The sequence below is a fragment of the Hyphococcus luteus genome, from assembly GCF_002943565.1.
Lineage (GTDB): Bacteria > Pseudomonadota > Alphaproteobacteria > Caulobacterales > Parvularculaceae > Hyphococcus > Hyphococcus luteus.
This window is the reverse complement of the sequence record NZ_PJCH01000010.1, coordinates 63706-87966: the sequence shown is the minus strand read 5'-3', so window position 1 is coordinate 87966 and position 24261 is coordinate 63706. Positions and strand designations below refer to the sequence as shown.

At 61.7% G+C, this 24261-nt stretch carries 25 protein-coding genes; 14 read left to right on the top strand and 11 right to left on the bottom strand.

The features are described 5' to 3' along the window. Positions 1-88: 88 nt before the first annotated feature. A complete protein-coding gene (gene aroC / locus CW354_RS13465; protein WP_104830613.1) occupies positions 89-1189 on the top strand; it encodes a chorismate synthase in 1101 nt (366 codons plus the stop codon). A gap of 4 nt (positions 1190-1193) precedes the next feature. Here the strand turns inward: aroC and CW354_RS13460 are convergent, their stop codons facing one another. From CW354_RS13460 to CW354_RS13450, 3 genes are read right to left on the bottom strand one after another with little or no spacing between them, the layout of a single operon-like run. Then, on the bottom strand, positions 1194-2267 hold the full coding sequence (locus CW354_RS13460) for a class I SAM-dependent methyltransferase (RefSeq protein WP_104830612.1): 1074 nt from the start codon (positions 2265-2267) through the stop codon (positions 1194-1196). A 3-nt stretch (positions 2268-2270) separates the two neighbouring features. Continuing rightward, a complete protein-coding gene (locus CW354_RS13455) occupies positions 2271-3563 on the bottom strand; it encodes a class I SAM-dependent RNA methyltransferase (RefSeq protein ID WP_104830611.1) in 1293 nt (430 codons plus the stop codon). Next, complete coding sequence (locus CW354_RS13450; protein ID WP_104830610.1) at positions 3541-4266, bottom strand: TlyA family RNA methyltransferase; 726 nt, start codon at positions 4264-4266, stop codon at positions 3541-3543. The genes CW354_RS13455 and CW354_RS13450 overlap by 23 nt, the downstream gene beginning before the upstream one ends. A gap of 147 nt (positions 4267-4413) precedes the next feature. On the opposite strand from CW354_RS13450, the gene CW354_RS13445 reads away from it, so the two are divergent. Further along, on the top strand, positions 4414-5394 hold the full coding sequence (locus CW354_RS13445) for an META domain-containing protein (protein WP_104830609.1): 981 nt from the start codon (positions 4414-4416) through the stop codon (positions 5392-5394). A 150-nt stretch (positions 5395-5544) separates the two neighbouring features. Next, a complete protein-coding gene (locus tag CW354_RS13440; RefSeq protein ID WP_104830608.1) occupies positions 5545-6117 on the top strand; it encodes a type 1 glutamine amidotransferase domain-containing protein in 573 nt (190 codons plus the stop codon). 87 nt (positions 6118-6204) lie between these two features. On the opposite strand, the gene CW354_RS13435 is transcribed toward CW354_RS13440, so the two are convergent. Further along, positions 6205-6765: a DUF4114 domain-containing protein gene (locus tag CW354_RS13435; RefSeq protein ID WP_104830607.1), complete on the bottom strand. Its 561-nt coding sequence runs from the start codon at positions 6763-6765 to the stop codon at positions 6205-6207. A gap of 207 nt (positions 6766-6972) precedes the next feature. After that, positions 6973-8451, bottom strand: a complete 1479-nt coding sequence (locus CW354_RS13430; protein WP_104830606.1) for a sodium:solute symporter family transporter — start codon at positions 8449-8451, stop codon at positions 6973-6975. Positions 8452-8735: 284 nt separating this feature from the next. Here CW354_RS13430 and CW354_RS23425 point away from each other — a divergent pair, with 284 nt between their 5' ends. Continuing rightward, positions 8736-8876, top strand: a complete 141-nt coding sequence (locus CW354_RS23425; RefSeq protein WP_165793703.1) for a hypothetical protein — start codon at positions 8736-8738, stop codon at positions 8874-8876. A 14-nt stretch (positions 8877-8890) separates the two neighbouring features. Here the strand turns inward: CW354_RS23425 and CW354_RS13420 are convergent, their stop codons facing one another. Together CW354_RS13420 and dxs are read right to left on the bottom strand one after the other, a co-directional pair. Then, positions 8891-9364, bottom strand: a complete 474-nt coding sequence (locus CW354_RS13420) for a methyltransferase family protein (RefSeq protein WP_104830604.1) — start codon at positions 9362-9364, stop codon at positions 8891-8893. A gap of 34 nt (positions 9365-9398) precedes the next feature. Further along, on the bottom strand, positions 9399-11312 hold the full coding sequence (gene dxs / locus CW354_RS13415) for a 1-deoxy-D-xylulose-5-phosphate synthase (RefSeq protein WP_104830603.1): 1914 nt from the start codon (positions 11310-11312) through the stop codon (positions 9399-9401). Between the two features lie 350 nt (positions 11313-11662). Here dxs and CW354_RS13410 point away from each other — a divergent pair, with 350 nt between their 5' ends. From CW354_RS13410 to CW354_RS13400, 3 genes are all read left to right on the top strand, one after another. Further along, a complete protein-coding gene (locus tag CW354_RS13410; protein ID WP_104830602.1) occupies positions 11663-11896 on the top strand; it encodes a FeoA family protein in 234 nt (77 codons plus the stop codon). Continuing rightward, a complete protein-coding gene (gene feoB / locus CW354_RS13405) occupies positions 11893-13740 on the top strand; it encodes a ferrous iron transport protein B (RefSeq protein WP_104830601.1) in 1848 nt (615 codons plus the stop codon). Before CW354_RS13410 ends, feoB begins: the two co-directional genes overlap by 4 nt. Before the next feature lie 83 nt (positions 13741-13823). Beyond that, positions 13824-14645, top strand: a complete 822-nt coding sequence (locus CW354_RS13400; protein WP_104830600.1) for an SDR family NAD(P)-dependent oxidoreductase — start codon at positions 13824-13826, stop codon at positions 14643-14645. Positions 14646-14648: 3 nt separating this feature from the next. Here the strand turns inward: CW354_RS13400 and CW354_RS13395 are convergent, their stop codons facing one another. Further along, positions 14649-14906, bottom strand: a complete 258-nt coding sequence (locus CW354_RS13395) for an exodeoxyribonuclease VII small subunit (RefSeq protein ID WP_104830599.1) — start codon at positions 14904-14906, stop codon at positions 14649-14651. A 111-nt stretch (positions 14907-15017) separates the two neighbouring features. Between CW354_RS13395 and CW354_RS13390 the strand changes: the two genes are divergently transcribed. Continuing rightward, positions 15018-16196, top strand: coding sequence for a BaiN/RdsA family NAD(P)/FAD-dependent oxidoreductase (locus CW354_RS13390; protein WP_104830598.1), 1179 nt, complete (start codon positions 15018-15020; stop codon positions 16194-16196). A 10-nt stretch (positions 16197-16206) separates the two neighbouring features. Next, positions 16207-16713, top strand: coding sequence for a hypothetical protein (locus CW354_RS13385; protein WP_104830597.1), 507 nt, complete (start codon positions 16207-16209; stop codon positions 16711-16713). Positions 16714-16923: 210 nt separating this feature from the next. Here CW354_RS13385 and CW354_RS13380 read toward each other — a convergent pair whose 3' ends face one another. After that, a complete protein-coding gene (locus CW354_RS13380) occupies positions 16924-18564 on the bottom strand; it encodes an ABC-F family ATP-binding cassette domain-containing protein (RefSeq protein ID WP_104830596.1) in 1641 nt (546 codons plus the stop codon). Positions 18565-18781: 217 nt separating this feature from the next. On the opposite strand from CW354_RS13380, the gene CW354_RS13375 reads away from it, so the two are divergent. After that, positions 18782-19714, top strand: coding sequence for a hypothetical protein (locus CW354_RS13375; protein ID WP_104830595.1), 933 nt, complete (start codon positions 18782-18784; stop codon positions 19712-19714). Between the two features lie 131 nt (positions 19715-19845). Here CW354_RS13375 and CW354_RS13370 read toward each other — a convergent pair whose 3' ends face one another. Together CW354_RS13370 and CW354_RS13365 are read right to left on the bottom strand one after the other, a co-directional pair. Next, the gene (locus tag CW354_RS13370) at positions 19846-20460 is read right to left on the bottom strand and encodes a histidine phosphatase family protein (RefSeq protein WP_104830594.1); all 615 of its coding nucleotides are present in this window, start codon (positions 20458-20460) and stop codon (positions 19846-19848) included. Between the two features lie 41 nt (positions 20461-20501). Next, positions 20502-21431, bottom strand: coding sequence for a histone deacetylase family protein (locus CW354_RS13365; protein ID WP_104830773.1), 930 nt, complete (start codon positions 21429-21431; stop codon positions 20502-20504). 119 nt (positions 21432-21550) lie between these two features. On the opposite strand from CW354_RS13365, the gene CW354_RS13360 reads away from it, so the two are divergent. The 4 genes from CW354_RS13360 to CW354_RS23675 all read left to right on the top strand — a co-directional run bounded on the left by CW354_RS13360 (position 21551) and on the right by CW354_RS23675 (position 24259). Further along, the gene (locus CW354_RS13360; RefSeq protein ID WP_104830593.1) at positions 21551-23014 is read left to right on the top strand and encodes a M20/M25/M40 family metallo-hydrolase; all 1464 of its coding nucleotides are present in this window, start codon (positions 21551-21553) and stop codon (positions 23012-23014) included. A 91-nt stretch (positions 23015-23105) separates the two neighbouring features. After that, a complete protein-coding gene (locus CW354_RS13355) occupies positions 23106-23438 on the top strand; it encodes an ArsR/SmtB family transcription factor (protein WP_104830592.1) in 333 nt (110 codons plus the stop codon). Next, positions 23435-23905, top strand: coding sequence for an SRPBCC domain-containing protein (locus CW354_RS23680; RefSeq protein WP_207764808.1), 471 nt, complete (start codon positions 23435-23437; stop codon positions 23903-23905). The genes CW354_RS13355 and CW354_RS23680 overlap by 4 nt, the downstream gene beginning before the upstream one ends. A 3-nt stretch (positions 23906-23908) precedes the next feature. Next, positions 23909-24259 (top strand): YciI family protein, encoded by a 351-nt coding sequence (locus CW354_RS23675; protein WP_207764807.1) that lies wholly within the window; start codon positions 23909-23911, stop codon positions 24257-24259. Positions 24260-24261: the final 2 nt, after the last annotated feature.

Genomic DNA, 24261 nt, shown 5'->3' with positions numbered 1-24261 from the left:
GATGACCGGGATGGCCGGGGCGTTAGGAAATCGCTACGGGATTGGCTATAAGCTCATCCCGCGAGAAAGCGATTAATACGGAAAAGGCATGTCTTTCAACTCTTTCGGCAGGATGTTCCGGTTCACGACCTGGGGGGAGTCCCACGGGCCCGCGCTCGGCGTCGTTATTGACGGCTGCCCGCCGGGCATCGTCCTGCGCCCCGAGGACATTCAGACGGCCCTCGACAAAAGGAAGCCCGGCACCTCGAAATTCGTCACCCAGCGCAAAGAGCCGGACGAAGTCAAAATCCTCTCCGGCGTCTTCGAGGACGAGCGCACGGACGGCCCGCGCACCACGGGAACGCCGATCAGCCTGATGATCGAAAACACTGACCAGCGCTCGAAAGACTATTCCGACATTCGCGACAAATACCGCCCCGGCCACGCCGATTTCACCTATGACGCGAAATACGGGTTTCGCGATTATCGCGGCGGCGGGCGATCCTCGGCGCGCGAAACGGCGGCGCGGGTCGCCGCCGGCGCCGTGGCGGAAAAGGTTCTCGCCCATGTCCTTGGCGGCGCGGTGTGGATTCGCGCCTCCATGGTGCAGATGGGCCCCGACAAGATCGACCGCGCCAATTTCGACTGGATGGAAATCGAGAAGAATCCGTTCTGGTGCGCGGACGCGAAAGCCGCCGAACGCTGGGCGGAAAAACTCGACGAAGCGCGCAAAAACGGCTCGTCCTACGGCGCCGTGATCGAAGTCGTCGCCTCGGGCGTTCCCGCCGGTTTGGGCGCGCCGGTCTACGGCAAGCTCGACGCCGACCTTGCGAGCGCCATGATGTCGATCAACGCCGTGAAAGGCGTCGAGATCGGCGCCGGGATGGAGGCCGCCGCGCTCACCGGCGAGGAGAACGCCGACGAAATCCGCATGAAAGACGGCGCGCCGCAATTCCTCTCCAACAAGGCGGGCGGCATTCTCGGCGGCGTTTCAAGCGGCCAGGACATTGTCGCGCGGTTTGCGGTGAAACCGACCTCCTCGATCCTCACCCCGCGCAAGACCATCACCACGAAAGGCGAGGAAACCACCGTTCAGACCAAGGGCCGTCATGATCCTTGCGTCGGCATTCGCGGCGTGCCCGTGGGCGCGGCGATGATGGCACTCGTCCTTGCGGACCACGCGCTTCTTCATCGCGCGCAATGCGGGTGAAAGCTCAGGCCGGCTTCCGGAACGAGGATATCTTGGTAAGAAAAGCGAGCGTCTCGTCGTCTTTCGCCAATCCCGCCTCGCCGAACAGCGCGTCCAGGTCAGTGCGGCAGTAACTATCGTAATAAGGCTCGTGAAAACCGCGCGGGAAATTCTCCAGAAGGATATCGAAACCCGATTCATCGCCATACTGAATAGTGTCGACGTGAATATAGGTTCCGCCCGGCTTTAAGAGCCGCATGATTTCCGCCGCGACGTCGGCGCGCACCTTGGGCGGCAATTCGTGAAAGAGATAGACCGAGGAGACGATGTCGAAGGATGCGTCTGCAAGGCCCGTCGCCTCCGCGGGCTGCTGCACATAAGAAATTTTTTTCGCCTCGCCCAGCGCCGTGCGCGCCCGGCCAAGATAAGCGGGCGACAGATCGAGCGCCGTCAGCTGAACCATCGGCCAGTTGTTGTTCACTTCTTCGATAAACCCGCCGCAGCCGCAGCCAAGATCGAGGAGAGAGGCGCGCCCTGCGTCCTTGCCTTGAAGCGCGCGGGCGACGAACGGCAAAGCCTGCCGGCGCATGGCGGCGGCGGAGCCGGTGAACAGCGTTTCGACCTGCATGTCGTAACGCGCGGCGGACTCATCGGTGAGCCAGCCATCGGTCTGGTAATGGAAATTCTGGAGATAATAGCGCGGATATTTGTCCCGGTGTGCATCGGTCATCACTTCCGAATGCGCGCGCACCGCCTTGCGCCGCGCGACCTTGCGCGCATCGAGAAAATAGTCGCGGCTTTCGCGCCAGAGCTTCGAAAAGGACGGCGCACGGCGCAACTCCGCCGGCATTTTGTAAAGCCCGGCTTCGATGTTTTTCCAGTCGCGCTGAAAGAGTTCGCGAAAAGCGCTCTTGAGCCGCGCGCGGTCGAGGGGGCCGAATTCCTCCGCATAAGGCGCCTGGCCCGGATCGGTGAGCGGGCCCATCAGGCGGCGGCCATAGGCGTAATGGCCGGTATACCAGAGCACCCGCGCCGCCTGGGCGGCGCCATAGGCCGCACGCTTTGCGCCATTGGCGATAACCGTGTTCAAAGGCGCCATCGCTTATCCTTTCGTGAAAAGCCCGGCAAGTTCAACATGGGGGGAAAACACGAACTGATCAACGGGAAGCACCTGCGACAGACGATACCCGCCCTCGCGCAGGATCGAGGCGTCGCGCGCAAAGCTCTGCGGGTTGCAGGAAACGCCGACAACCACCGGGACAGAAGAGCGGGCAAGCTCCGCCGCCTGGGCCTCGGCGCCCGCGCGCGGCGGATCGAAGACGGCGGCGCTGTAAATCTTCAGCTCTTCGGCGCGCAAGGGCCGCTCGAAAAGATTGCGCGTCTCCGCCTTCACCGGATGGCGCAACCCCGCCGCGCGCGCCGCGGCGTCGAGCGCGGCGACAGCGGGCGCATCCGTGTCGAAAGCGTCGACGGCGGCGTTCTTCGCCAATGGCAAGGAAAAGGTCCCGCATCCCGAGAAGAGATCGGCGATGTGTTTCGCGCCTTTCAGATGGCTGACGACGAAATCGCTCAGCGCCGCCTCGCCTTCCCGGCTCGCCTGCAAAAACCCGCCGGGCGGGACTGCAACCGGAACGCCGCCGAAGCGCACGCAAGGCGCGGCGAAAGCCGCGACCGGCGCGCCCTCGACGGTAAGACGCGCGACGCCGCCCGCCCGCGCCGCATCGGTCAGCGCGAGGATTTCCGGCCCCGTCAGATCGTCTTCTGCGTCGCCGCCCGTCAAAGCCGCATCGAGCCCGTTGTCGCAAAACGTTACGGCGAGATCGAAACCGCGCCAGCGCGCCGGCGCCGCCTCGGCGAGCGCGCGCAAGGCGGGAAGGTTTTCGGCAAAGACGGGCGCCAGCACCGGGCAATGATCGATATCGACGATTTGCGCCGAGCGCCGCGCATTGAAACCGAAGACGAGCCCTTTCGCCGTTCTCTTGACCGCAAAAGAAGCGCGCCGGCGCGACGCCGACGGGCAGGAAAAGAGCGGCGCCACAAGATTCTCGTCAAAGCCTTCGCGGACCAGCGCAGTGATGACGAGATTGCGTTTCCAGTCCCGGTAATAGGCCGCATCGAGATGCTGCAGGGCGCAGCCGCCGCAGCGGCCGAAATAGCCGCAGACCGGCTCTCCGCGATGATCGCTCGGCTCCAAAATCGTGTCGATTTCGCCGCGCTTTCCCCGAAAGGAAATGCGCGCCATATCGCCCGGCGCCGTCAGCGGTACGAAAACCCGCTCGCCATCAACATTTGCAACGCCGTCGCCGCGCGCGCCGATTTCCCCGATGCGAATCTCGGCGCTTTGAAGCGGCGCCTGTTTCGCCGGTTTTCTTTTATGCTGTCTTCGCCGCGCCAATCAGAAACTCTTTATTGCCGTCGCCGCCCTTGATGGGGCTGTCGATCAATCCAAGAAGACGCCATCCTCGCGCTTCTATCCATTGCGCCATATCGTCCGCAACCGGCCCGGCCAAGCCTTCCTTCACCAGCCCGCCCTTGCCGATCCCTTCGGGGCCGACTTCGAATTGCGGCTTGACGAGCGCGGCGAGACGCGCGCCGGGCGCGGCCAGCGCCAGCGCGAAAGGCAGCGCTTTTTTAAGACTGATGAAACTGACGTCGCAGACAATGACTTCCACCGGATCGGGAATAAGCGCGGACGACAGATCCTTCGCATGGGTCTGTTCGAGATTGACGACACGGGGGTCGCCCGCGATTTTTTCATGCAATTGCCCGCGCCCCACATCCACCGCGTAAACTTTCGCGGCGCCGGCGCGCAGAAGGACATCCGTAAAGCCGCCGGTGGAGGCGCCGAGATCGAGACAGGTTTTTCCCTCCGCGTCGATTTCCATCCTCCGCAAGGCGACGTCGAGCTTCACCCCGCCGCGGGATACGAAGGGATGAACTTCGCCGGAAACGGCGACTTCGTCAGTGTCGGCGATTTTCTGTGACACTTTTTTCGCCGCCGCGCCGTTCACCGCGACAAGCCCGGCCTCCACCGCTTCGCGCGCTTTGGCGCGGCTTTCGGCGAGCCCGCTTTGAACGAGATATTGATCTAGGCGCATGGCGCAAGACGCCTCCTTAAACGCCTGCGATATTATAACAGAAACCTGACAGAAAAATCATGCGCCCGTCCCCATATGGGCATATTCTGACGCCATAGTTGCTTTTCCATTTTCATCAGCCCTCATCCGTTTACCGGAGGCCCTGTCATGAGCCGCTCTTCTTTCCTCTTTATCGGCGCCGCGCTGTTTCTCGCCAGTTGCGACGACCCCGCGGAAATCGGCGACGAATCAGAAACCGCCGCCGCCGCGCAACCCGCCCAAAGTTTCGCCGCTATATTCCAATGCGGCGACAAACGCATCCGCTTCAGCGGCGCCGGCGAGAACGCTACGCTCGAAACCGCAGACGAAACATTTTCGCTGATGCAAACCCGCACCGCTTCCGGCGCCCGATATGAAGATCCGGAAAATCCCGGGACCTATATCTGGAACAAAGGGAAGGAAGCGACAATCTCCATCCGCGGCGGCGTTCTGGAAGACTGCGTAGCCGTCGAAGAGAGCCAACGGGCAACAGAGCGAGCGTTCGACGCGCAGGGCAATGAACCCGGCTGGCGTCTCGAGATCGCCCGCGGCGAGCTTTCGCTCACCTGGAACTATGGAGAGGATGAGCTTTCAGCGCCCGCGCCCGAACCGCAAGAAGACGGCGCCGTCACGCGCTACGCCATTCCGGATGAAGACCTTGTCATCACGACAAGAGAAGAGATTTGTCATGACGACGCCACGGGCATGCCGCATCCTTTTCGCGTCTCCGTCGATATTCGCGGCCAGACGTTGCATGGCTGCGGCGGCGATCCCGCCTCCCTCCTTTCCGGCGAATGGGTGGTGGAAGACATTAATGGCGGCGGCGTCATCGATAACTCCCACGCCACGCTGTCCTTCAGCGCGGACGGGCGCCTTGCGGGGCGCGGCTCCTGCAACAATTACAGCGCCGCCTATACGCTCGGGCCCGAGCGCTTCTCCATCGGCCCTATCGCGGCGACGAAAAAAGCCTGCCCGCCTGCCCTGATGGAGCAGGAACGGAAATTGTTCGACAGCCTCGCCAAAACCCGGCGCTTCGAGATCGACGATGCCGGCGCGCTGATCCTCATCGGCGAGCACGGCGCGCGCCTGCTGGCGCGGAGAACCGATTAATACTTTCCAAACGCTTGTTTTCGCCGGGTTTTTTTAGGAAGATGAAGTTTTGTGCAGATTCCTAAAGCCAGGAACGAGTCCGGGGCGTCTCGTGTTTCCGTTTTTATAGGTGTGATCGGTTTCCTCCGCTCACGGAAAGGAGGCCCAATAATGGCTCAACTCGAAAACAGGAAAATCGCAATCCTCGCTGCGGACGGATTCGAAGAGTCCGAATTGTTTTCACCGCTGAAGGCGCTCAAAGAGGCTGGCGCGAGCGTGGATATCGTGTCGATTAAAACCGGCTCTATTCAAGGGTTCCGGCATACGGTTCCGCTGCGGGACATCCGGGTCGACAAGACTTTGGAAGACGCCGACATTAATGACTATGACGGTCTTTTGATTCCCGGCGGTCTGTTTAACCCGGATGCGCTGCGCCGGGATGAAAAAGCGCTCGCCTTTGTACGCGGGGCTTTCGCAAAAAACCTGCCCGTCGCCGCAATCTGTCACGGGCCCCAGGTGCTGATCAGCGCCGGCGTGGTCGAAGGCCGCAAGATGACCGGCTTCGAAGCCATTCAGATCGATCTCGAAAACGCCGGCGCGGAAGTCAGCGATACGGAAGTGGTTGTCGACGAGGGGCTCGTCACAAGCCGCAATCCAGACGATCTCGACGCCTTCAACAAAAAGATCATCGAAGAATTCTGCGAAGGCAAACACGCCAGGCAAAAGAAATCAGTCGCCGCGTAACCTCCCCTATCTCGCCCCCGCGCGGCGACGAAAAAAGCCCCGCCTTTTGGCGGGGCTTTTGATTCCATCGCTTTGCTCTTGAGAGCGTTAAGCCCTGGCGGCCTTGCGCTTGCGTCCGGCGAAACCGAAACCGGCAAGGCCGGTCAGCAAGAGCACGCCCGCCGCCGGGATCGGCGTTTCGAACGCTGTCTCGTAGACCGTGAAGACCAGATCATTATAGTCGAGGTCGCCGCCGTTCGGCAGATCTTCGAACCCTACCGTGATCGATCCGTCCGCATTTTGCGACAGGATCGCGTGGAGGACATTGTCGTAATTGTCTGCGGCGAGCCCCGTGACGAAGGAGAGCGACTTCGAAAGATTGTCGAGGCGGAAATCAATCTCTTCCCCGGGGAGAAACGATCCAATATTGACCGTCGTGCCAAAAGAGTCGGCGTGGTTGTTAAAGAGCGTTGCGCCGGTATTGACGGAGACGAGATTACTGGAATCGCCCGCCCAGCTGCTGTCGAACACAACAGTAATGTCCCCGCCATTTGAGGATTCGATCTTGTTGGTCGCCGGATTGATATAAGCGGCGTTCGCTGCCCCGCCAGCGGCGAGAACCGCGCCAGACGTCGCAATTGCTGCAGCAGCGAATAATCTCTTCATCATACTCAATACTCCGCGGAGCCAGGGCCCGATACTGATTTTCAACTTATCAAGCGTCCTAAAAATAAAGCAATGAAATTCATCTATTTAAGTTCCCGTTAACCATAAATATTTCTTTGTCTCCCTTACGAAATGTAATCGGCTGAGACCGCTCAACCGGCGGGGGCGGCGAAGCGAAAGAAACGGGAAGCGCGAAGACGGCGTGCGGCTTCAGGCCGATTTCCGCTTCGCCGCGCCGCCGAGGGATTCCAGCGCGCCAACCACAAAATAGACGATGAACGAGACGATCACCGAGTAAATGAAATAGCCGGCGATCGGCTCCACGTCGCCGGCGAGCACCGCCGACAGGGCCGGACCCATGGCCATCCCTTCCGCCAGCGCGTCCTTGAGCGGCAGGATCAGAAGCGTCGCCAGATTGAACGCGACGCAGCTGTAAACACAAGCGAGCGCCGCCGCCGGACCGCCAAAGCGGGTTCGAAGGCCCACCAGGGTTGCGACCACGATGGCGCCTTGTCCGAAGACGGAGGTGAGCGCGATCAGCTCGTAAATGTCCGAGCCGCCAAGCGCCACCGCAAGCGCGCCGACGCCCGCAAACGCGGTGCCGAAACGCGCGATCATGAGCTGTCCGCGCTCGCTTGAGCGCTGGTGAAGCTTTTTGAGAATGTTGATGCAGATGAGCGAGGAGACCGCCAGCAGGTTGGAGTCGACCGTCGACAGGATCGCGGAAAAGAGCGCGCCGACAAAAACAATGGCCAGAACCGGCGGCAGATACTGAACGGCGATCGCCGGCAGGAAATTATCGCCGACGGCGCCCGGCACGTCGAGATGCGCGCCGGAAAGCCCGATCAGCACCGGCATCAGGCCGATGACCATGTAAAGCCCCGCCGCCGAAAACGCCGCGCCCTTGGCGATGGTCGAAGACCGCGCGGCGAGAAACCGGGTGATGACTTCCTGGGTGACGAGGCTGCCGATGACCGGGATCGCCCAGGCGTCGGCGCGCGAGAAAACGGACTCGCCCGGACCGACGAGCCGCAGCTGTTCAGGCTCTATCGAGCCGATCATGATGGAAAGCCCGCCGAACTGATGCGCCACCACCACAAACAGGACGACGACGCCCGCCATCAGGAAAAGCCCCTGAACGACGTCGGTGACGACGTCGCCGATCAGCCCCGCGAACATGCTGTAAAAAATCACGACGCCGGCCGCGACGAAGAGCGTCAGAACGCCCGGCAGGCCAACCGTTGTTTCAAGGATTGCGGCGATGGCCAGGAGCTGCGCCCCGGCCCAGATGACGGAAATGATGACGAGGACAATGGCGGTGATGAATTCGGCGTGTTTGCCGAAGCGGTCGCGGAAGAAATCGGAAATCGTCACATAGCCATGGCTGCGGATCGGCCCGGCGACAAGGAACGCCATAGCCACAAGGCAGATCGCATAGCCGAAAGGCTCGGCCCGGGCGCCGGAAAGACCGCCTTCCGCCACCGCCGCCGAGGAGCCGAGGATCGTCTCCGCCCCGAACCAGGTGGCGAACAAGGACAAGGTGATTGGAAAGAAACCGAGCCGCCCGCCGGCGATGTAATATTCGGTGTCGCTCTTCGTGCCGCGCGCAAACCACAGCCCGAGCGCGATCTGAAACACCACATAGATCGCGATAAAGAAGATCAGTTCACTGCGTTCGAGATCGAGCACGGACCGGCCCCCGCCTTGCGAAAGCGCGTATTCAGCCGCAAATCACGACGCTTGAAAAGCCGAAAGGCGCGCGCAGCAGAAATCCGGCGCAGGAAAACGCCGGATAATGCGCTTATTGCAACAAAAAGACGCCGGATCGCCCCGAGAAGCCGCCGCGCCTCTGCGGGCAAAGGCCGCACCGGCCCCACGCGCCCCGCTCCCTTCATTTCGCCTCGCCGGTTCTTATATCTCAAAGAGCTGTGCGCCGCCTGAGGGGACCGAACTTTACGTCATGGAGGCGCCTTATGGCTGACGCTCCTCAAAACCCCCGCCCGCGCGACTGGACCGGCGAACCGGACCCGCTCGCAGCCAAAGTGCTCGGACTGGTGATGGCGGTCGGCGCAATCGGTTTTTTGATCATCGGCGCGATAACGCTTCACGGCTAAGATTAAGCGCAATCTCAAATCCAGCGGCGCACGCGGGCCTTGTAAGCGCGATAGTCGCCGCCGAACTGGCGCTCCATCTTCTCTTCTTCGTAAGGGATCGAAATGAAGTTGACGAAGACGAAGAAGGCGACAGGCGCGGCGAAGCCGAGATAGGTCCCGATCACCAGGGCGAGCCCCGCTGTCGCAACAAGGATTCCGAGATACATCGGGTTGCGCGTGAAGCGGAACGGCCCCGTCATCACCAGCGCGGAGTTCTTTTTCGACACCGGGACCACCTCGGTCTTGGCTTTCGCAAAGGCGAACCGGCCCGACGCAGAAATGAAGAACCCGAGGACGAAAACCGCCCATCCGGCCATCGGATAACGCCAGGGCGCGGAGAGCCCCAGCGCCCAGCCGGCGAGCCAGGCGGCGAGAACGAACACCAGCGCCCAGGCCGGCGGGGGAATAATCACCAGCCAGGAAGGGCGGAGCCGTTGGTCTTCAGTCATTCCGTCTCCTTTCAATGAAAGGAGGAGCGCGTCCTTAGCCGCGCAAGGTCACCACATTGGATTCCATGCCGAGGGCTTCGCGGGCGCGCTCGACGATGTGGGCGGCGTTGAGCCGGGCCGCGTCATACATCTTTTCGGGGCTGTCCTGGTCCTGGAACACGTCCGGCAGGTGCATGGTGCGGATCTTCAACCCATTATCGAGAAGCCCGGTCTCGGACAGGAAGTGCAGGACGAAAGCGCCGAAGCCGCCGCGCGAGCCCTCCTCGACGGTGATCAGCGCTTCATGCTCGTTGACGAGGCGCATGATAAGATCATGGTCGAGGGGTTTGGCGAAACGCGCATCGGCGACCGTCGTGGAAATCCCTTGCGCTTCCAGCGTGTCGGCGGCTTTCAGCGATTCCTGAAGCCGTCCGCCGAGCGAGAGGATCGCGACTTTCGTGCCCTCGCGGACGATACGGCCCTTGCCGATCTCGAGAAGCTTGCCCTGCTCGGGCATGTCGACGCCGACGCCCTCGCCGCGCGGATAGCGGAACGCAATAGGACCGTCGTCGAACGCGGCGGCCGTCGCCGTCATATGGACGAGCTCGGCTTCGTCGCCCGCCGCCATGATCACCATATTCGGCAGGCAGCCGAGATAGGCGAGATCGAAGGAGCCGGCATGGGTCTGGCCGTCCGCGCCCACGAGCCCGGCCCGGTCCATGGGAAAGCGCACGGGCAGGTTCTGGATGGCGACGTCATGGACGACGGAGTCGTAGGCCCGCTGCAGGAAGGTCGAATAAATCGCCGCGAAAGGCCTTAGCCCGTCCGCCGCAAGACCCGCCGCGAAGGTGACGGCGTGCTGTTCGGCGATGCCCACATCGTAGCAACGATCTGGAAAGACTTCGGCGAACATGTCGAGCGAGGTGCCCGACGGCATCGCTGCGGTGATGCCGATGATGCGGTCGTCTTTCTCCGCTTCCTTGATCAGGGTCTTGGCGAAGACTTTCTGATAGGCGGGCGCGTTGGGCGTGCCTTTTTTCTGCTTGCCGGAGACCACGTCGAATTTCGCGACGCCGTGATATTTGTCGGCGGATTCCTCCGCAGGCGGATAACCGGCGCCTTTGCGCGTCACCACATGGACGAGCACCGGGCCGTCCTTCATGTCGCGGACATTTTCAAGCACCGGCACCAGCTGGTCGAGATTATGCCCGTCGATGGGGCCCACATAATAAAAGCCGAGCTCTTCGAAGAGCGTGCCGCCGGACACCATGCCGCGGCCGTATTCCTCGGCCTTGGCGAGTTGGTTGTAGATCGCCTTGGGCAGGCGCTTGGCGAGTTGCTTTCCGAAAGTGCGGAAGCCCTGATAGACGCCCGACGAGGACGCGCGCGCCAGATAGGCGCTCATGGCGCCCACCGGCGGCGCGATCGACATGTCGTTGTCATTGAGGATCACCACCATCTTCGAGCCCAGATGCCCGGCGTTGTTGAGGCCTTCATAGGCCATGCCGCCGGACATGGAGCCGTCGCCGATGACGGCGATGGAAGTGGTCTCTTTTTTGAGATGCCGCGAAGCCTCGGCGAACCCGGTGGCGGCGGAAATCGACGTCGCCGCATGGGCCGCCCCGAAGGGATCGTATTCGCTTTCGGACCGCTTGGTGAAACCGGAAAGCCCGCCGCCCTGGCGCAGGGTGCGGATGCGGTCGCGCCGGCCGGTGATGATCTTGTGGGGATAGCACTGGTGGCCGACGTCGAAAACGAGGCGGTCGTCCGGCGTGTTGAAGACATAGTGGATGGCCGTCGTCAGTTCGACGACGCCGAGGCCGGAGCCCAGATGCCCGCCGGTCACCGAAACCGCGTCGATCATTTCCGCCCGGAGCTCGTCCGCGAACTGGCGCAGCTCGCTCTTGTCCAGCTTTCTCAGATCAGCGGGAAATTTGACATTGTCCAGGAGCGGTGTTTCTACGGCCATGGAAGTCCCTCTTATTGTTGTGCGGCCTTGCCGTGATGCGCCTTTCGGCCCGGTTTTGCGAAGCGAATCAGGGCGTCCGGCGGTCTCAGCCGCCGCGCGCCCGCGCTGCAGCGCAGTAACCGCCAGTTCTAACGTTTCGACAAGATTTCTCCACCCTTTTTGAGGTGAAAAGAGGGCGCCCCCGCGGAGAATTGACCCCCATGTTGCCGAGGGGCCGCGGGGGAGCGGGCGCGCCGCCAGCCAGGGCTTTTCGGAAGACGGGAAGCCGTTTCGCCGCAGCCCGGCGCCGCCTTTCCTAATTGAAAATGATTCTCAAAAGAGCGAGATAGGAGTCCCGAGGACAATGCCCCATGCTCCTGAGCGAGATGAAAAAAGGCGCCGCCGGCCGGATTTCGGCGATCAGCGCCGAGGACCCGCTGATCGAGGCGAAACTCCGTGAAATCGGCTTCGCCGAAAACGACGCGGTCGAGCTCGCCCATATCGGCCCTTTAGGCCGCACGCCGGTCTGCGTGCGCCTCAACCGCACGCTGATCGCCCTGCGGCTCGACGAAGCGAAAGCCATTTCCGTGAGCCTTGACCCATGACCGCAGCCGCTGCAGCCACACGCATCGCTCTGGTCGGCGCCCCGAATTGCGGCAAGTCGACCCTCTTCAACGGGCTCACCGGCGGGCGCGCCAAGGTCGCCAACTATCCGGGCGCCACGGTGGAGACCCGGCATGGCCGTTTCGAAACGCCGGGCGGCCGCAACGTCGATCTCATCGACCTGCCCGGTTTTTACGGCATGTCGCCGCGCTCCCTCGATGAGAAGATCGCGCTCGAAACCGTGCTCGGCAAAGACGGCGCGGCGCCGGAGCTGATCCTCGCCCTTGTCGACGCCGCGAACTTGCGCACCCACCTTCAGTCGGTGCTGCAATTGCGCGCCATCGGCGCGCCGATGATCGTCGTCCTCAACATGTACGACCTCGCCCTGCGCGACGGTTTCGAAATCGATCTCGACAAGCTTGAGCAAGAACTCGAGCTTCCGGTCGTCACCACCAATGCAACGCGCAAGGCCGGTCGCGAAGCCCTGCTTTCAAAGCTCGACGGCGTGCTGGCGCATCTGACAGACATTAAACCCGCCCCCGCCGGACGGTATCCGGCGCCGGAGGACATCCGCGCCCATCAGGGCGCGGCGCGGCGCATCGCCGACGCCGCAATCGAGCATGAGCCGCTTTTCAACCGGGCGACGCGCATCATCGACCGCTTCGTGCTGCATCCCCTGCTCGGGCCCGTCATTCTCGCCGCCCTTCTCTTTTTCATGTTCCAGGCGGTTTTCACCTGGTCGACGGGTCCGGTGGATTTCCTCGACGCCAGCGCCGGGGCGCTTGGCGGCTTCGTTGGCGCGCATATGCCCGCCGGATGGCTGCATGATCTCCTGGTGGACGGGGTGATCGCCGGGGTCGGCAGCGTCGTCGTCTTCCTGCCGCAGATCGTAATCCTGTTCACCTTCATCCTGTTGCTCGAAGCGTCCGGTTATATGGCGCGGGCGGCGTTCCTGATGGACGAGATCATGCACCGCTTCGGCCTGAACGGCCGCGCTTTCATCCCGCTCTTGTCGAGTTTCGCCTGCGCCATTCCCGGCATCATGGCCTCGCGCGTCATTGAGAACGACCGCGACCGGCTGACGACGATCCTGATCGCGCCTTTGATGACCTGCTCGGCGCGCCTGCCGGTCTATACGCTGATCATCGCCGCCTTCATCCCCAAGGAGAATGTCGGGCCGTTCAACATGCAAGGGCTCGTGCTCTTCGCGCTTTACATTGCAGGCGTCGTCAGCGCCGTTCTCATCGCGTTTCTTTTCAAACGGACGATCGCCAAAGCCCGTTCGCAACCGCTGATCATGGAACTCCCGACCTACAAGGTTCCGAACGCGAAAGACTTCTTCATCAGCCTTTGGATGCGCGCCTCGGCCTTTTTAAAACGCGCCGGCACGGTGATCCTCGCGACCTCGGTCATTCTCTGGTTTCTCGCCGCCTTTCCGGCCTCGGCGACGACATTGCGCGAAAGCTTCGCAGGCCGCATCGGCGCGCTTCTCGAACCCCTGCTCGCGCCCATCGGCTTCAATCTCGAAATCGCCATCGCCCTCGTTCCCGGCATGGCCGCCCGCGAAGTCGCGGTCGGGGCGCTGGGGACCGTCTACGCCGTCCATGGCGGGCCGGACAACGCGCAAGGCCTTTCCGAAACGCTGCAATCGGCCTGGAGCCTGCCCACCGCGCTGGCCTTTCTCGCCTGGTATGTCTTCGCGCCGCAATGTTTCGCGACGCTGGCGACGATCCGGCGGGAGACCGGCTCCTGGAAATGGTCGGGCTTCGCGCTTCTCTATCTCTTCACCCTCGCCTATGCCGGCGCCGGGATCGTTTACTGGGGCGCCCGCGCCGCAGGCCTGTGATCCGGATTTAGGCTGCGCTCCCCGCTTGCGCGCGACGCCGGCGGTTTCCATGATCTCTTCCCAAGCGGCGGAGCGTTTCTCTCATGGACGATAAATTTTCAGGCAAGCTGTGCGTCATTACCGGCGCCGGATCGGGCATCGGCCGCGCCCTGGCGCGCGCTCTCGCGGCCAAGGGCGCAAGGCTCGCCTTGTCGGACGTCAATGAGGAAGGCCTGGCGGAAACCGTCCGCCTTATCGGCGCGCCTGCGTCCAATTCCATCCGCACCGACCGGCTCGACGTCTCCGACGCCGGCGCCGTCGAAGCTTACGCCGCGAGCGTGAAAGAAAGCCTCGGCGACGCGGACTATCTTTTCAATGTCGCGGGGATGACGCGGCTTGGCGATTTCAACGAAACCTCGCTCGAGAATTTCGAAAAGGTGATGAACGTTAATTTCTGGGGCGTCGTGCGCCTGACCAAAGCCTTCCTGCCGCAATTGCTGGCGACGAAAGGCGGCGTGATCAATATTTCGAGCCTCTTCGGCCTCATCGGCTTTCGCGGGCAGACCCATTATTCCGCATCGAAATTCGCCGTGCGCGGTTTTTCCGAAACGCTGGCCATCGAACTGGAAGAAAAAGGCGTCGCCGTCACCTCGGTTCATCCGGGCGGCGTCGCCACCAATATCGTGCGCAATGCGGGGCTCGATTCCCTGCCCGAGGGCGTCGAAGACAAGGCGGCGTTCGACGACGCTTTCGACAAGATGGCCATCACCCCGGCGGAAAAAGCGGCAGACCTTATTCTCGCCGGCGCCGCGAAAGGAAAACGCCGCGTCATCGTCGGCTCGGACGCGAAATTCGTTTCCGCCATCCAGCGCCTGTTCCCGCAAAGCTATGCGAAGATTTTGAAAAAGCTGCGCCGCGAAGACTAGCGCCTATTCGAAATCGGCTTTTTCGGTTTTGGGTTTCCCATCGCCGTCGACCACGATCTTTTCGATCTTTTCCTGCGCCGATTTCAGCGTGGTTTCGCAATGGGCTTTCAGGGCGGCGCCGCGCTCGTAAAGCTTGATCGATTCCTCGAGCGCCGCCTGCCCGCTTTCGAGCTTGGCGACGATCTCTTCGAGCTCCGCGAGGGCTTTTTCGAAGGAAAGCTCGGCGATGTCGGCGGGCGTCTTGGTCGGTGCTTTGGCCATGGGCGATGTTTAACGGGGGCCGCCCGGCTCTGGCAAGCCGGTTTTCTCCCTCTCGCCCGCCCCTGTCGCCCCGCTCTATCGTTATGGGCCCGAACCCCATAAAAGCCCGGCATGGAACTGTTTGACGTCATCATTATCGGGGCCGGCGCGGCCGGCATGATGGCCGCCATCGAGGCGGGCCGGCGCGGGCGGCGCGTGCTTCTGATCGACCATGCGGCGAAACCCGGCGAGAAGATCCGCATTTCCGGCGGCGGGCGCTGCAATTTCACCAATATCCATGCGGGGGCCAAAAATTTCATCTCGCAGAACCCGCATTTCTGCAAGTCGGCCCTGAAGCGCTTTACGGCGGCGGATTTCATCGCGCGCGTCGACAAGCGCGGCGTCGCCTGGCATGAAAAGGCGCTGGGCCAGCTTTTCTGCGACGATAGCTCACGCTCGATTATCGAGATGCTGACCGACGATTGCCGCGCGGCGGACGTGGAAATGCGGCTGTCCACAAGCGTCGAGACAGTGGAAAAAACCGAGGACGGCTTTACCCTGGCGACCAGCGGCGGCGCCGTTGCATGCGCCTCGCTCGTCATCGCCACCGGCGGCAAGTCGATCCCGAAAATGGGCGCGACGGATTTCGCCTATCGCATCGCGCGGCAATTCGGCCTTGATATCGTCGAACCGCGCCCGGCGCTCGTTCCCCTCACCTTTACTGACGGCGTGCTGGAGGAAACCGCGCCGCTTTCCGGCGTCAGCACAGAGGCGTGCGTTTCCTGCAATGGCATGGCGTTTCGCGAGGCCCTCCTCTTCACCCATCGCGGGCTATCGGGCCCGAGCATTTTGCAGATTTCGTCTTACTGGCGTGAGGGAGACGAACTTTCTATCGACCTGGCGCCGGAGACGAATGTCTTCGCGGCGCTCAAAGCCGCACGCCAGGAAAACGGCAAGCAGGCGCCGCAGACCGTGCTGGCGCAGCTCCTGCCCAAACGTCTCGCCGACTGGATCGCGCAAAGAGCCGGCGCGGGCCCGCGCCTTGGCGACTACAGCGACGCGAAACTCAAAACCCTCGCCGGCGCGGTCACCGACTGGCGCGTCAAGCCGGCGGGCTCGGAAGGCTGGCGCACGGCGGAGGTCACCCTCGGCGGCGTCGACACGGGCGCGCTTTCTTCAAAAACCATGGAAGTAAAATCCGTTCCCGGATTATATGTCATCGGCGAGGCGGTCGACGTCACCGGCTGGCTCGGCGGCTATAATTTCCAGTGGGCCTGGTCGTCCGGCTGGGCCGCGGGACAGGCGGCGTAAAGGGGCCATCATGATCATTGAAATCGCGAAGCTCGCCGAGCATGACGATATCCATATCACGCGTGACGACGGCTCGACGGCGGAAACGACTTTCCCGAAAAAGGGTCTCTTTCCTCATGACGCCGTCCATGTGGTCGTTGAAGAAGCGCTCGACCTCAACAACGCTTTCTGGGGCATGATCGCGCAAGGCAAGCATCCCGAAGACATTCAGGCGCTTGCGAAAGAAGCAGGTCACGCCAGCGCCAAACGCGCATGCGAACCGGATCCGTCGATCATCGAACTCCTGCAGGCTGAACGCATTGTGGAATGTTTTGAAGCCGAGCTTTGGAGCGCGCCGTCCGATCTTGGAACTCTGCAAGGCGTCATCGACGCCGCCTGCGCCAGTTCTTTCGTGGCGACGGTTTCGCTTGACGAAAAAACCGCGGCTGAAATTCGCACGCGCCTGTCGCGCCTGAACCAGGAGTGGCTTCCCGCGCCGTTGGGAAAAACGATGACATTCGTCTGGCCGGAAAATTAGATCAGCCTGCTCTTCCGGCGGCTATCATTTCCAATGGGCGTAGTCGTCCGGCTGGGCCGCAGGACAAGTGGTTTGAAACAACCCGCTTTCGAATGGAAAGAGCCTTCATCCTGAGGAGCAAAATTTCTTCGCCCTTCGAGACGGCCTATCGGCCTCCTCAGGATGAAGAAATTTTGCGTCTCGAAGGATCGAGGGCGGGCCGCGTCGCGCCTAAGCCGCTTTCTGGCGCTTGTCGGCCTGGGTGATCAGGGCGCGATAGTCTTCGAGATCGCCGTCATAGGGTTTCGCCGCGCCGTCTTTCACCAGCCAGAGCTGTTCCGCCGTCGCCTCGGCAAGGAAGACGTCGTGGGTGATCAACAGGACCGCGCCCGGATAATCGTTGAGCGCATAGATCAGCGCCTCGCGGCTGTCGATATCGAGATGCGAGGTCGGCTCGTCGAGGATGAGGATATGCGGCGCATCGAGGGACATGAGCCCGAGAAGCAGGCGCACTTTCTCCCCGCCCGAGAGTTTCTCGACTTTCGTTTCGACCTTCTCATGGGAAAAGCCCATCTGCGCGGCCCTGGCGCGCTGCTTGCCCACGGGCATGTCCTTCGGGAGCGCGCGGCGCACATGATCGAGCACCGACTCGCCCAGCCTCAACTCGTCGAGCTGGTCCTGAGAAAAATAGCCGATGCGGATGGAATTCGGCGCGGTCAACGCCCCGCCCATCAGCTTCAACCGTCCGGCGATGGATTTCACCAGCGTCGTCTTGCCCTGGCCGTTGGCGCCGATAATCGCGATGCGGTCTTCCGGATCGACGCGCAGATCGACGTCGGCGAGGATCAGCGCATCCTCGCCATAGCCGAGATCGGCGCCGGCGAGATGCAGCATGGGCGGCGACAAGGGGTCTTTCGGCGCGGGGAAATGAAACGGCGTCGTGCGCTCGGCGAGCGGGATCGTGACGTCCTGCATCTTTTCGAGTTTCTTGACGCGCGATTGCGCCTGGCGGGCTTTCGAGGCCTTGGCGCGGAAGCGGTCCACAAAGGCCTGCAGATGCGCCTTCTCCGCGTCCTGTTTGGCGCGCTGGCTTTCAAGCTGGGCGACTTTCGCGGCGCGCAGCTCAAGCCAGGCGTCATAGCCGCCGGGGCAGACCGTCAGCTTTTTATGCTCGAGCGCCATCGTATGCGTGACGCAGCGGTTCAAGAGCTCGCGGTCGTGAGAGACAATGAGCACCGTATACGGATATTTCTTGATATAGCCCTCGAGCCAGGAGGCGCCCTCAAGATCGAGATAGTTGGTGGGCTCGTCGAGGAGCAACAGATCCGGCTCGGCGAAGAGCACGCCCGCAAGCGCCGCGCGCATCCGCCAGCCGCCGGAGAACTCGCGCGTCGCGCGGGAAAGATCCGCGTCGGAAAAGCCGAGACCTTTGAGGACCTCCGCCGCGCGCGCCTCCGCCGACCAGGCGTCGATGTCGATGAGGCGGGTATGGATATCCGCGATGCGCATGGGGTCTTCGGCCGTCTCGGCCTCCGCCATCAGGGCGCAGCGCTCATGATCGGCGGCGAGCACCACGTCGAGGATGGTCTCGTCCGTGGGCGCCACCTCCTGCGCGACCCAGCCGAGGCTCGCCCTGCCGCTCATGCGGATGGCGCTCTCCGCCCGCGCGCGAAGGCGCGCTGATTTTGGATTGGCCGCATTCGCGGCCGGGGGCTCGGCGATCTCCTCGCGGATCAGGCGCAAGAGGGTGGATTTGCCCGTGCCGTTGCGTCCCACCAGCCCGACCTTCCAGCCGGACGAGATCTGGGCGCTCGCGCCCTCGAACAGGGGGCGCGCCTCAACGCGGTAATCGAGATTTGAGATCGTCAACATTCGCGGCCCTTACCGCAATGCAGCATTGAGGGGAAGGGGTGGGGTTTGATTAACGGGAAGGAGCGCCAAGGCGCGGAGAATACCTTGCCCCCCACGTTTTAACTACGTCGCCAAAACCCTCAAAGAAGGCTTTAAATAGTTTTATTATATCTGTTCGAAGTCAAAAGTCTAAGATTCAACTTGGCGCGCGATATGACCGTCAAAGAGGGCTTAACCGATGCAGCCAGACGAATATTGGAAAAACTTCAACCTTGGAACCGAACTCGATATCGCGGGACGGTTTTTGTATAACGGCCTTCAGACTTTCCATCAAATGGAGACCTTTGCCGGAGAAGAAGACGCGTTCGAGTTTCTCTATGCGGTGTCAGTAGGCATCGAAAGGTTGCTTAAAATTGCGCTGATCTTGACCGAACATGATCACCACACCGATCAAGAGGCGTTTGAACAGGAACTTATAACTCACAGCCACCAAGAACTGCTGAGACGCTTAAAAGAAAATCACTCTCTGACATTAGGGCAGGTACACAACGAGTTTATCAGCCTTCTATCACGTTTCTACAATTCGCATCGCTATGGAAGATATAGCCTAGCGTCCGCCACCGCTCCTGCACAGGAGCGAGATGACTTGAATATTTTTCTTGAAAAATATCTCAAGATCAAAATTGACACTAAAACTATGTTCTTTGTCACCCCAAACGAACGTCGTCATAAGAAATTTGTAGGCAAAGTCATTTCAAAAATCGTAGTGCCCATATTCAACATTATTAGAAATGAAGCTGGCAGACTGAACCTTTACACCTATGAAATTGAATATGGGTCGAAAGCTTCAAAAATCTTTCAGTTCCAAAGCTTCGATTTTGAAAATGAGGACATTCTACAGATAGAACTTCTCGTCTACTTCTTATCAGATATCCCGACAGGAGCTAATACCAAATTCTTACGCGAGTGCATTGAAGCTCTTTCCTTCGATTCTGCTTTGGAAGCCGATTACATTGCCGCACTTAGGTGCGACCGCAAGAAGCTAAAAGTCATGGACGAACTCGAAACTCTCTACGAAGAGGATGTTTCAGATTTCGGGACCCGAAGAGACATGCTTAATGTCGCAGTATCTGATTACCTCCACTACGGATTAGATGAGGATGAGGAATAAGCAGAGGCTTTTTCAATGACTAGGATTCCAGCGTCGGTCCTCTACGTCTCTGAAGTATAGCCGGATATCCGCTTTGGCGTCGGAACTGATGCTGTGTACCGATCACGAAGCTCCCTCATTTCAGAGCCCCCCTACTCCGCCGCGACCTCCGCCCCCACCGCGCGTTTATCGCCCGCGGGTTCGTAGATGCGCCAGGACCAGTAGTGGTTGCCGCCTTCGCGTTCGGTGCGTTTCCAGCCCTCGCGCAAGAGGCGCCGGTCGATCATCCAGTTGAGATAGCCATGGGCGCATAAAAGAACGTCGCCCTTTTGCGAGAGCGCGTCGAGGCGCGCGGCGATTTCGTCGACCCGCGCCCAGGTTTCGCGATTGTGCTCGACGCCCGCCGGGGCGTAGCCCAGGATCCAGAAAGCCCGCGAGACGACGCCCCACAGGCCGGGCTTTAATTTCAGGAAGTCGGGCAGCGGCGGCGCCGGCAGCGGCGCCTCCACATAGATCGGGTCCGCCGGAACCTCGCGGGCGCCGCCGGTGGCCTTGGCCGCGGTCTCGATCGCCCGCGGCAGGGTCGAGGAGAGAACCGTCTTCGCGCCCCGGGCGAGGGCGATAAGGCTTTCCGGCGGGCGCTCGTCGGGGTGCAGGCCGCTCTCGTCATAGCGCGCCCACCACTCGCCATATTCCCGCGCCGTGATGGTGACATCACGGGAGAGGTCGGGACGCCCGTGGCGTGCGGTGATGATGCGGCCGGTCATTAAGGGTGCTGCTTTGTCTCGCCGCCCTTATGACGCGGTTTTCACGCTTCCATCAAGGCTTTGACATGGGCGGCGGCGCTTCGCCCCAGCGCCGGCAGGTCATAACCGCCCTCGAGGATGGAAACGAGCCGCCCGGCGGCCTTGTCCCGGGCGACGCCGGCGATTTCGGCGGTCACCCAGGCGAAATCCGCCTCCGTGAGCTGCAGCCCGCCCAGGGGGTCCGCCCGGTGGGCGTCGAAGCCGGCGGAAATGACGATCAAATCCGGCCCGAAATCGGACAGGGCGGGCAGCAGGGTTTCTCCCCAGGCGCGGCGGAAGGCCTCGCTCCCCTCGCCGCCGGCGAGCGGGGCGTTGGCGATATTGTCGAAGCCGCCCCGGTCCGTTGTCCGGCCTGTGCCCGGATATTGCGGCCATTCATGGGAGGAGGCGTAAAAGGCGTCTTCCTCGTTCCAGAAGGCGGCCTCCGTCCCGTTGCCGTGATGGACGTCGAAATCGACCACGGCGACGCGTTTGGCGCCGTGGGCGGCGCGGGCGTGAAGCGCCGCGATGGCGGCCCCGTTGAAAAGGCAAAAGCCCATGGCGCGTTCCGGCTCGGCGTGGTGGCCCGGCGGGCGGGCGGCGACGAAAGCGTTTTTGGCCTCGCCGGCGTAAACCGCATCAACGCCCGCGCAGGCGCCGCCGGCGGCCCGCAAGCTCGCGTCGAGAGAATGGGGGCCGGCGAAGGTGTCGGCGTCGAACTGCGCAAGACCTTCGGCCGGCGCATTGTCCTCGACGAGTTCGCGGAAACGCGGCGGATGGACAAGCTCTACCTGCCCGGCGCTGGCGCGCGGCGGGACCCGGCGTTCGAGCGCCGTGAACGCCTCCTGTTCCAGCGCCTTCTCGACGGCGGCGTAACGGCCGGGATGCTCCACATGGCCGGGCGGGACTTCATGGGCGCCGAAAGAGGCGTGGGTGTATAGGAGCGTGGTCATAAGAGTCATCATATCGGCGTGAGGGGGCTTTGCATACGCCGTCCTAATCTGCGCATGAACCTCGACGGCGCGCTAGCTGCCGCGCATAACACAAAGCCGTGCGTTCCGGAGTTTCGAAAATGAAAAAAATCGGTTTGGCCCTCGCGGGCGGTTTCGCGTTTCTCGTTCTGGTTCTAGTCGGGCGCACGCTCATGCTGCCGGGGCCAGAAAGCCGCGCCGCCCCCTACGCCGCTTACACGCCTCATGACGGAAACGCCATCGCCGAGCGGCTCTCCCGCGCCATCAAGATCGAAACCATTTCCTGGAACACGCAAACGCCGCCCGAAGGGGAAGCCTTCGCCGCATTCGCCGCCTTTCTCGAAAACGCCTATCCGGCGGCGCACGGCGCCATGACGCGGGAGATCGTGAACGGTCATTCCCTGCTTTATAAGTGGGAGGGGTCGGGAGAAGAAAAGCCCGTCGGCCTGATCGCCCATATGGACGTCGTCCCGGTGGAGCAAGGCACGGAAAGTTTATGGACGCGGCCGGCCTTTTCCGGCGCCGTCCATAACGGCGCAGTGTGGGGCCGCGGCGCCATGGACAATAAAGGCCAGCTTATCGCCATCATGGAAGCGGTTGAGCGCCTCGCCTCGGAAGGGTTTCAACCGGCGCGGGACATCTATCTTATGTTCGGTCATGACGAAGAACTCGGCGGGTTCGACGGCGCCGGCGAGATTGCGAAGCTCTTGAAAGACCGCGGCGTTCATTTCGAATGGACGCTGGACGAAGGCTCAGGCCTCGTTCAGGGGCTGATCCCCGGCGTCGCCTCGCCTGTCGCGCTGATTTCAATCGGCGAGAAAGGCGCAACCACCCTGCGCTTCACCGCGCACGCCGAAGGCGGGCATTCCTCGGCGCCGGGCAAGGACACGGCGGTGAGCCTCGCCGCGCGCGCCGTCATTGCGGTGACGGACAATCCTTATCCGCTCGAACTCGACGAAAACATGGTCGCCTTCCTGCACGCCATCGCGGGTGAAATGCCGTTCCTGCAGCGCCTGGCGCTCGCCAATCTCTGGCTCACCGGGCCGATGATTAAAGCACAGCTTGGCGAGAGCCCGACCACCGCCGCCGCGCTTCACACGACGACGGCGCCGACCATCATCGAAGGCGGCGCCAAGGTGAACCTTCTGCCGCAGCAAACGAAAGCCTTCGTCAATTACCGCATTCATCCGCGCGATACTGTGGAGGCGGTGAAACAGCGCGCCATCCGCCTTATCGATGACGAACGCATCGCCGTGGAGGCCGTCGGCGGGCGCGAGCCGAGCCCTGCCTCCTCGACAATGTCGCCCGGCTACAGCGCCATCGAAACCGCGACGCAGACGATTTTCGGAACCGTGCCGGCGGCGCCTTTCCTGACATTACAGGGCACGGACACGCGCCATTACACCGGCCTTGCGGACGACAATTACCGCTTCACGCCGTTTGTTTATCAAAGCGACGATCTTGAACGCATTCACGGCAATAACGAACGCGTTCTCATCGAGGATCTCGCCCGCGGCGCAGCCTGGTACGAGCTTCTCATGCGACAGACGGCGGGCGAGCAGTAAACAGCGTTTTTCCGGTTTTTGGGCGCCTGCTTGACAGGGCGGCTGGGGTTCCATTATTTAACATTCTTGTTAATTAATGAGTCGGTTAAATATGGACCCTTTATCCTCTGCTTTCTCTGCGCTTGCCGACCCGACGCGCCGGGCCATTCTCGCCCGGCTGGCGGAAGGAGAAGCGACGGTGAACGAGATCGCCGAGCCCTTCGACATCAGCCTTCCCGCCGTGTCGCGGCATCTGAAAGTGCTCGAAAGCGCCGGTCTCATCACGCGCGGGCGCGACGCCCAATGGCGGCCCTGCAAGCTCGAACCGAAAGCCCTGAAAGGCGTCGACGACTGGCTCTCCTTCTATCGCCGCTTCTGGGATCAGCGCTTCGATAAAATGGACGCCTATCTCACCCGCCTGCAGAAAAAGGAGAAACGAAAATGAGCGCCCAACTCGCCGATGACGAACTCCTGATCACCCGCACCTTCGACGCGCCCGCTGCGCTTGTATTCTCCATGTGGTCTGACCCGGAGCACTTCAAAAACTGGATGGGCCCGGAGACATTCGAGTGTCCCGTTGTTGAGATGGACTTTCGCGAGGGCGGTAAATACCGCGCGATGATCCGTTCGGACGAGCATGGCGAGAACTGGTTCGGCGGCGTCTACAAGGAGATCGAACCCTACAGCCGCCTCGTTTTCACCTTCATCTGGGACAGCGGCGGCCCCTCCGACGGTGTTGAAACCCTCATCACAATCCTGTTCCGCGAAATCGATGGCAAGACCGAACAGATCTTTCATCAGTCGGGAATCCTCAACGCCGAACGCCGCGACTCCCAAATGGGCGGATGGTCGAGCGCGTTCACAAAGCAGGAAACCTATGTCGCAAGCCTTATTAAACCAGAAAAGGAGTAAATCATGAAACAATTTCTGGCTGTCTACACAGGAACGCCGGCGTCATTTGAAAAATGGCAGGCCCTAGATGAGGCGGAACGTAAGAAGCGCGAAGAAAAAGGCATGAAAGCCTGGACGGATTGGGGCGCCGCGCACGCGAAGGCTATTGTTGTTGAGGGCGGCCCGCTCGGCAAAACCAAACGCGCCGGTCCGGACGGAATATCCGACACCAAGAACAATCTGGCGGGATACATCGTTGTCGAGGCGCAATCCCACGAAGCGGCGGCGCAGATGTTTGAAAACCATCCGCACTTTTCGATCTTTCCAGGTGATTCCGTCGAGATCATGGAATGCCTGCCCATGCCCGGAATGTAACG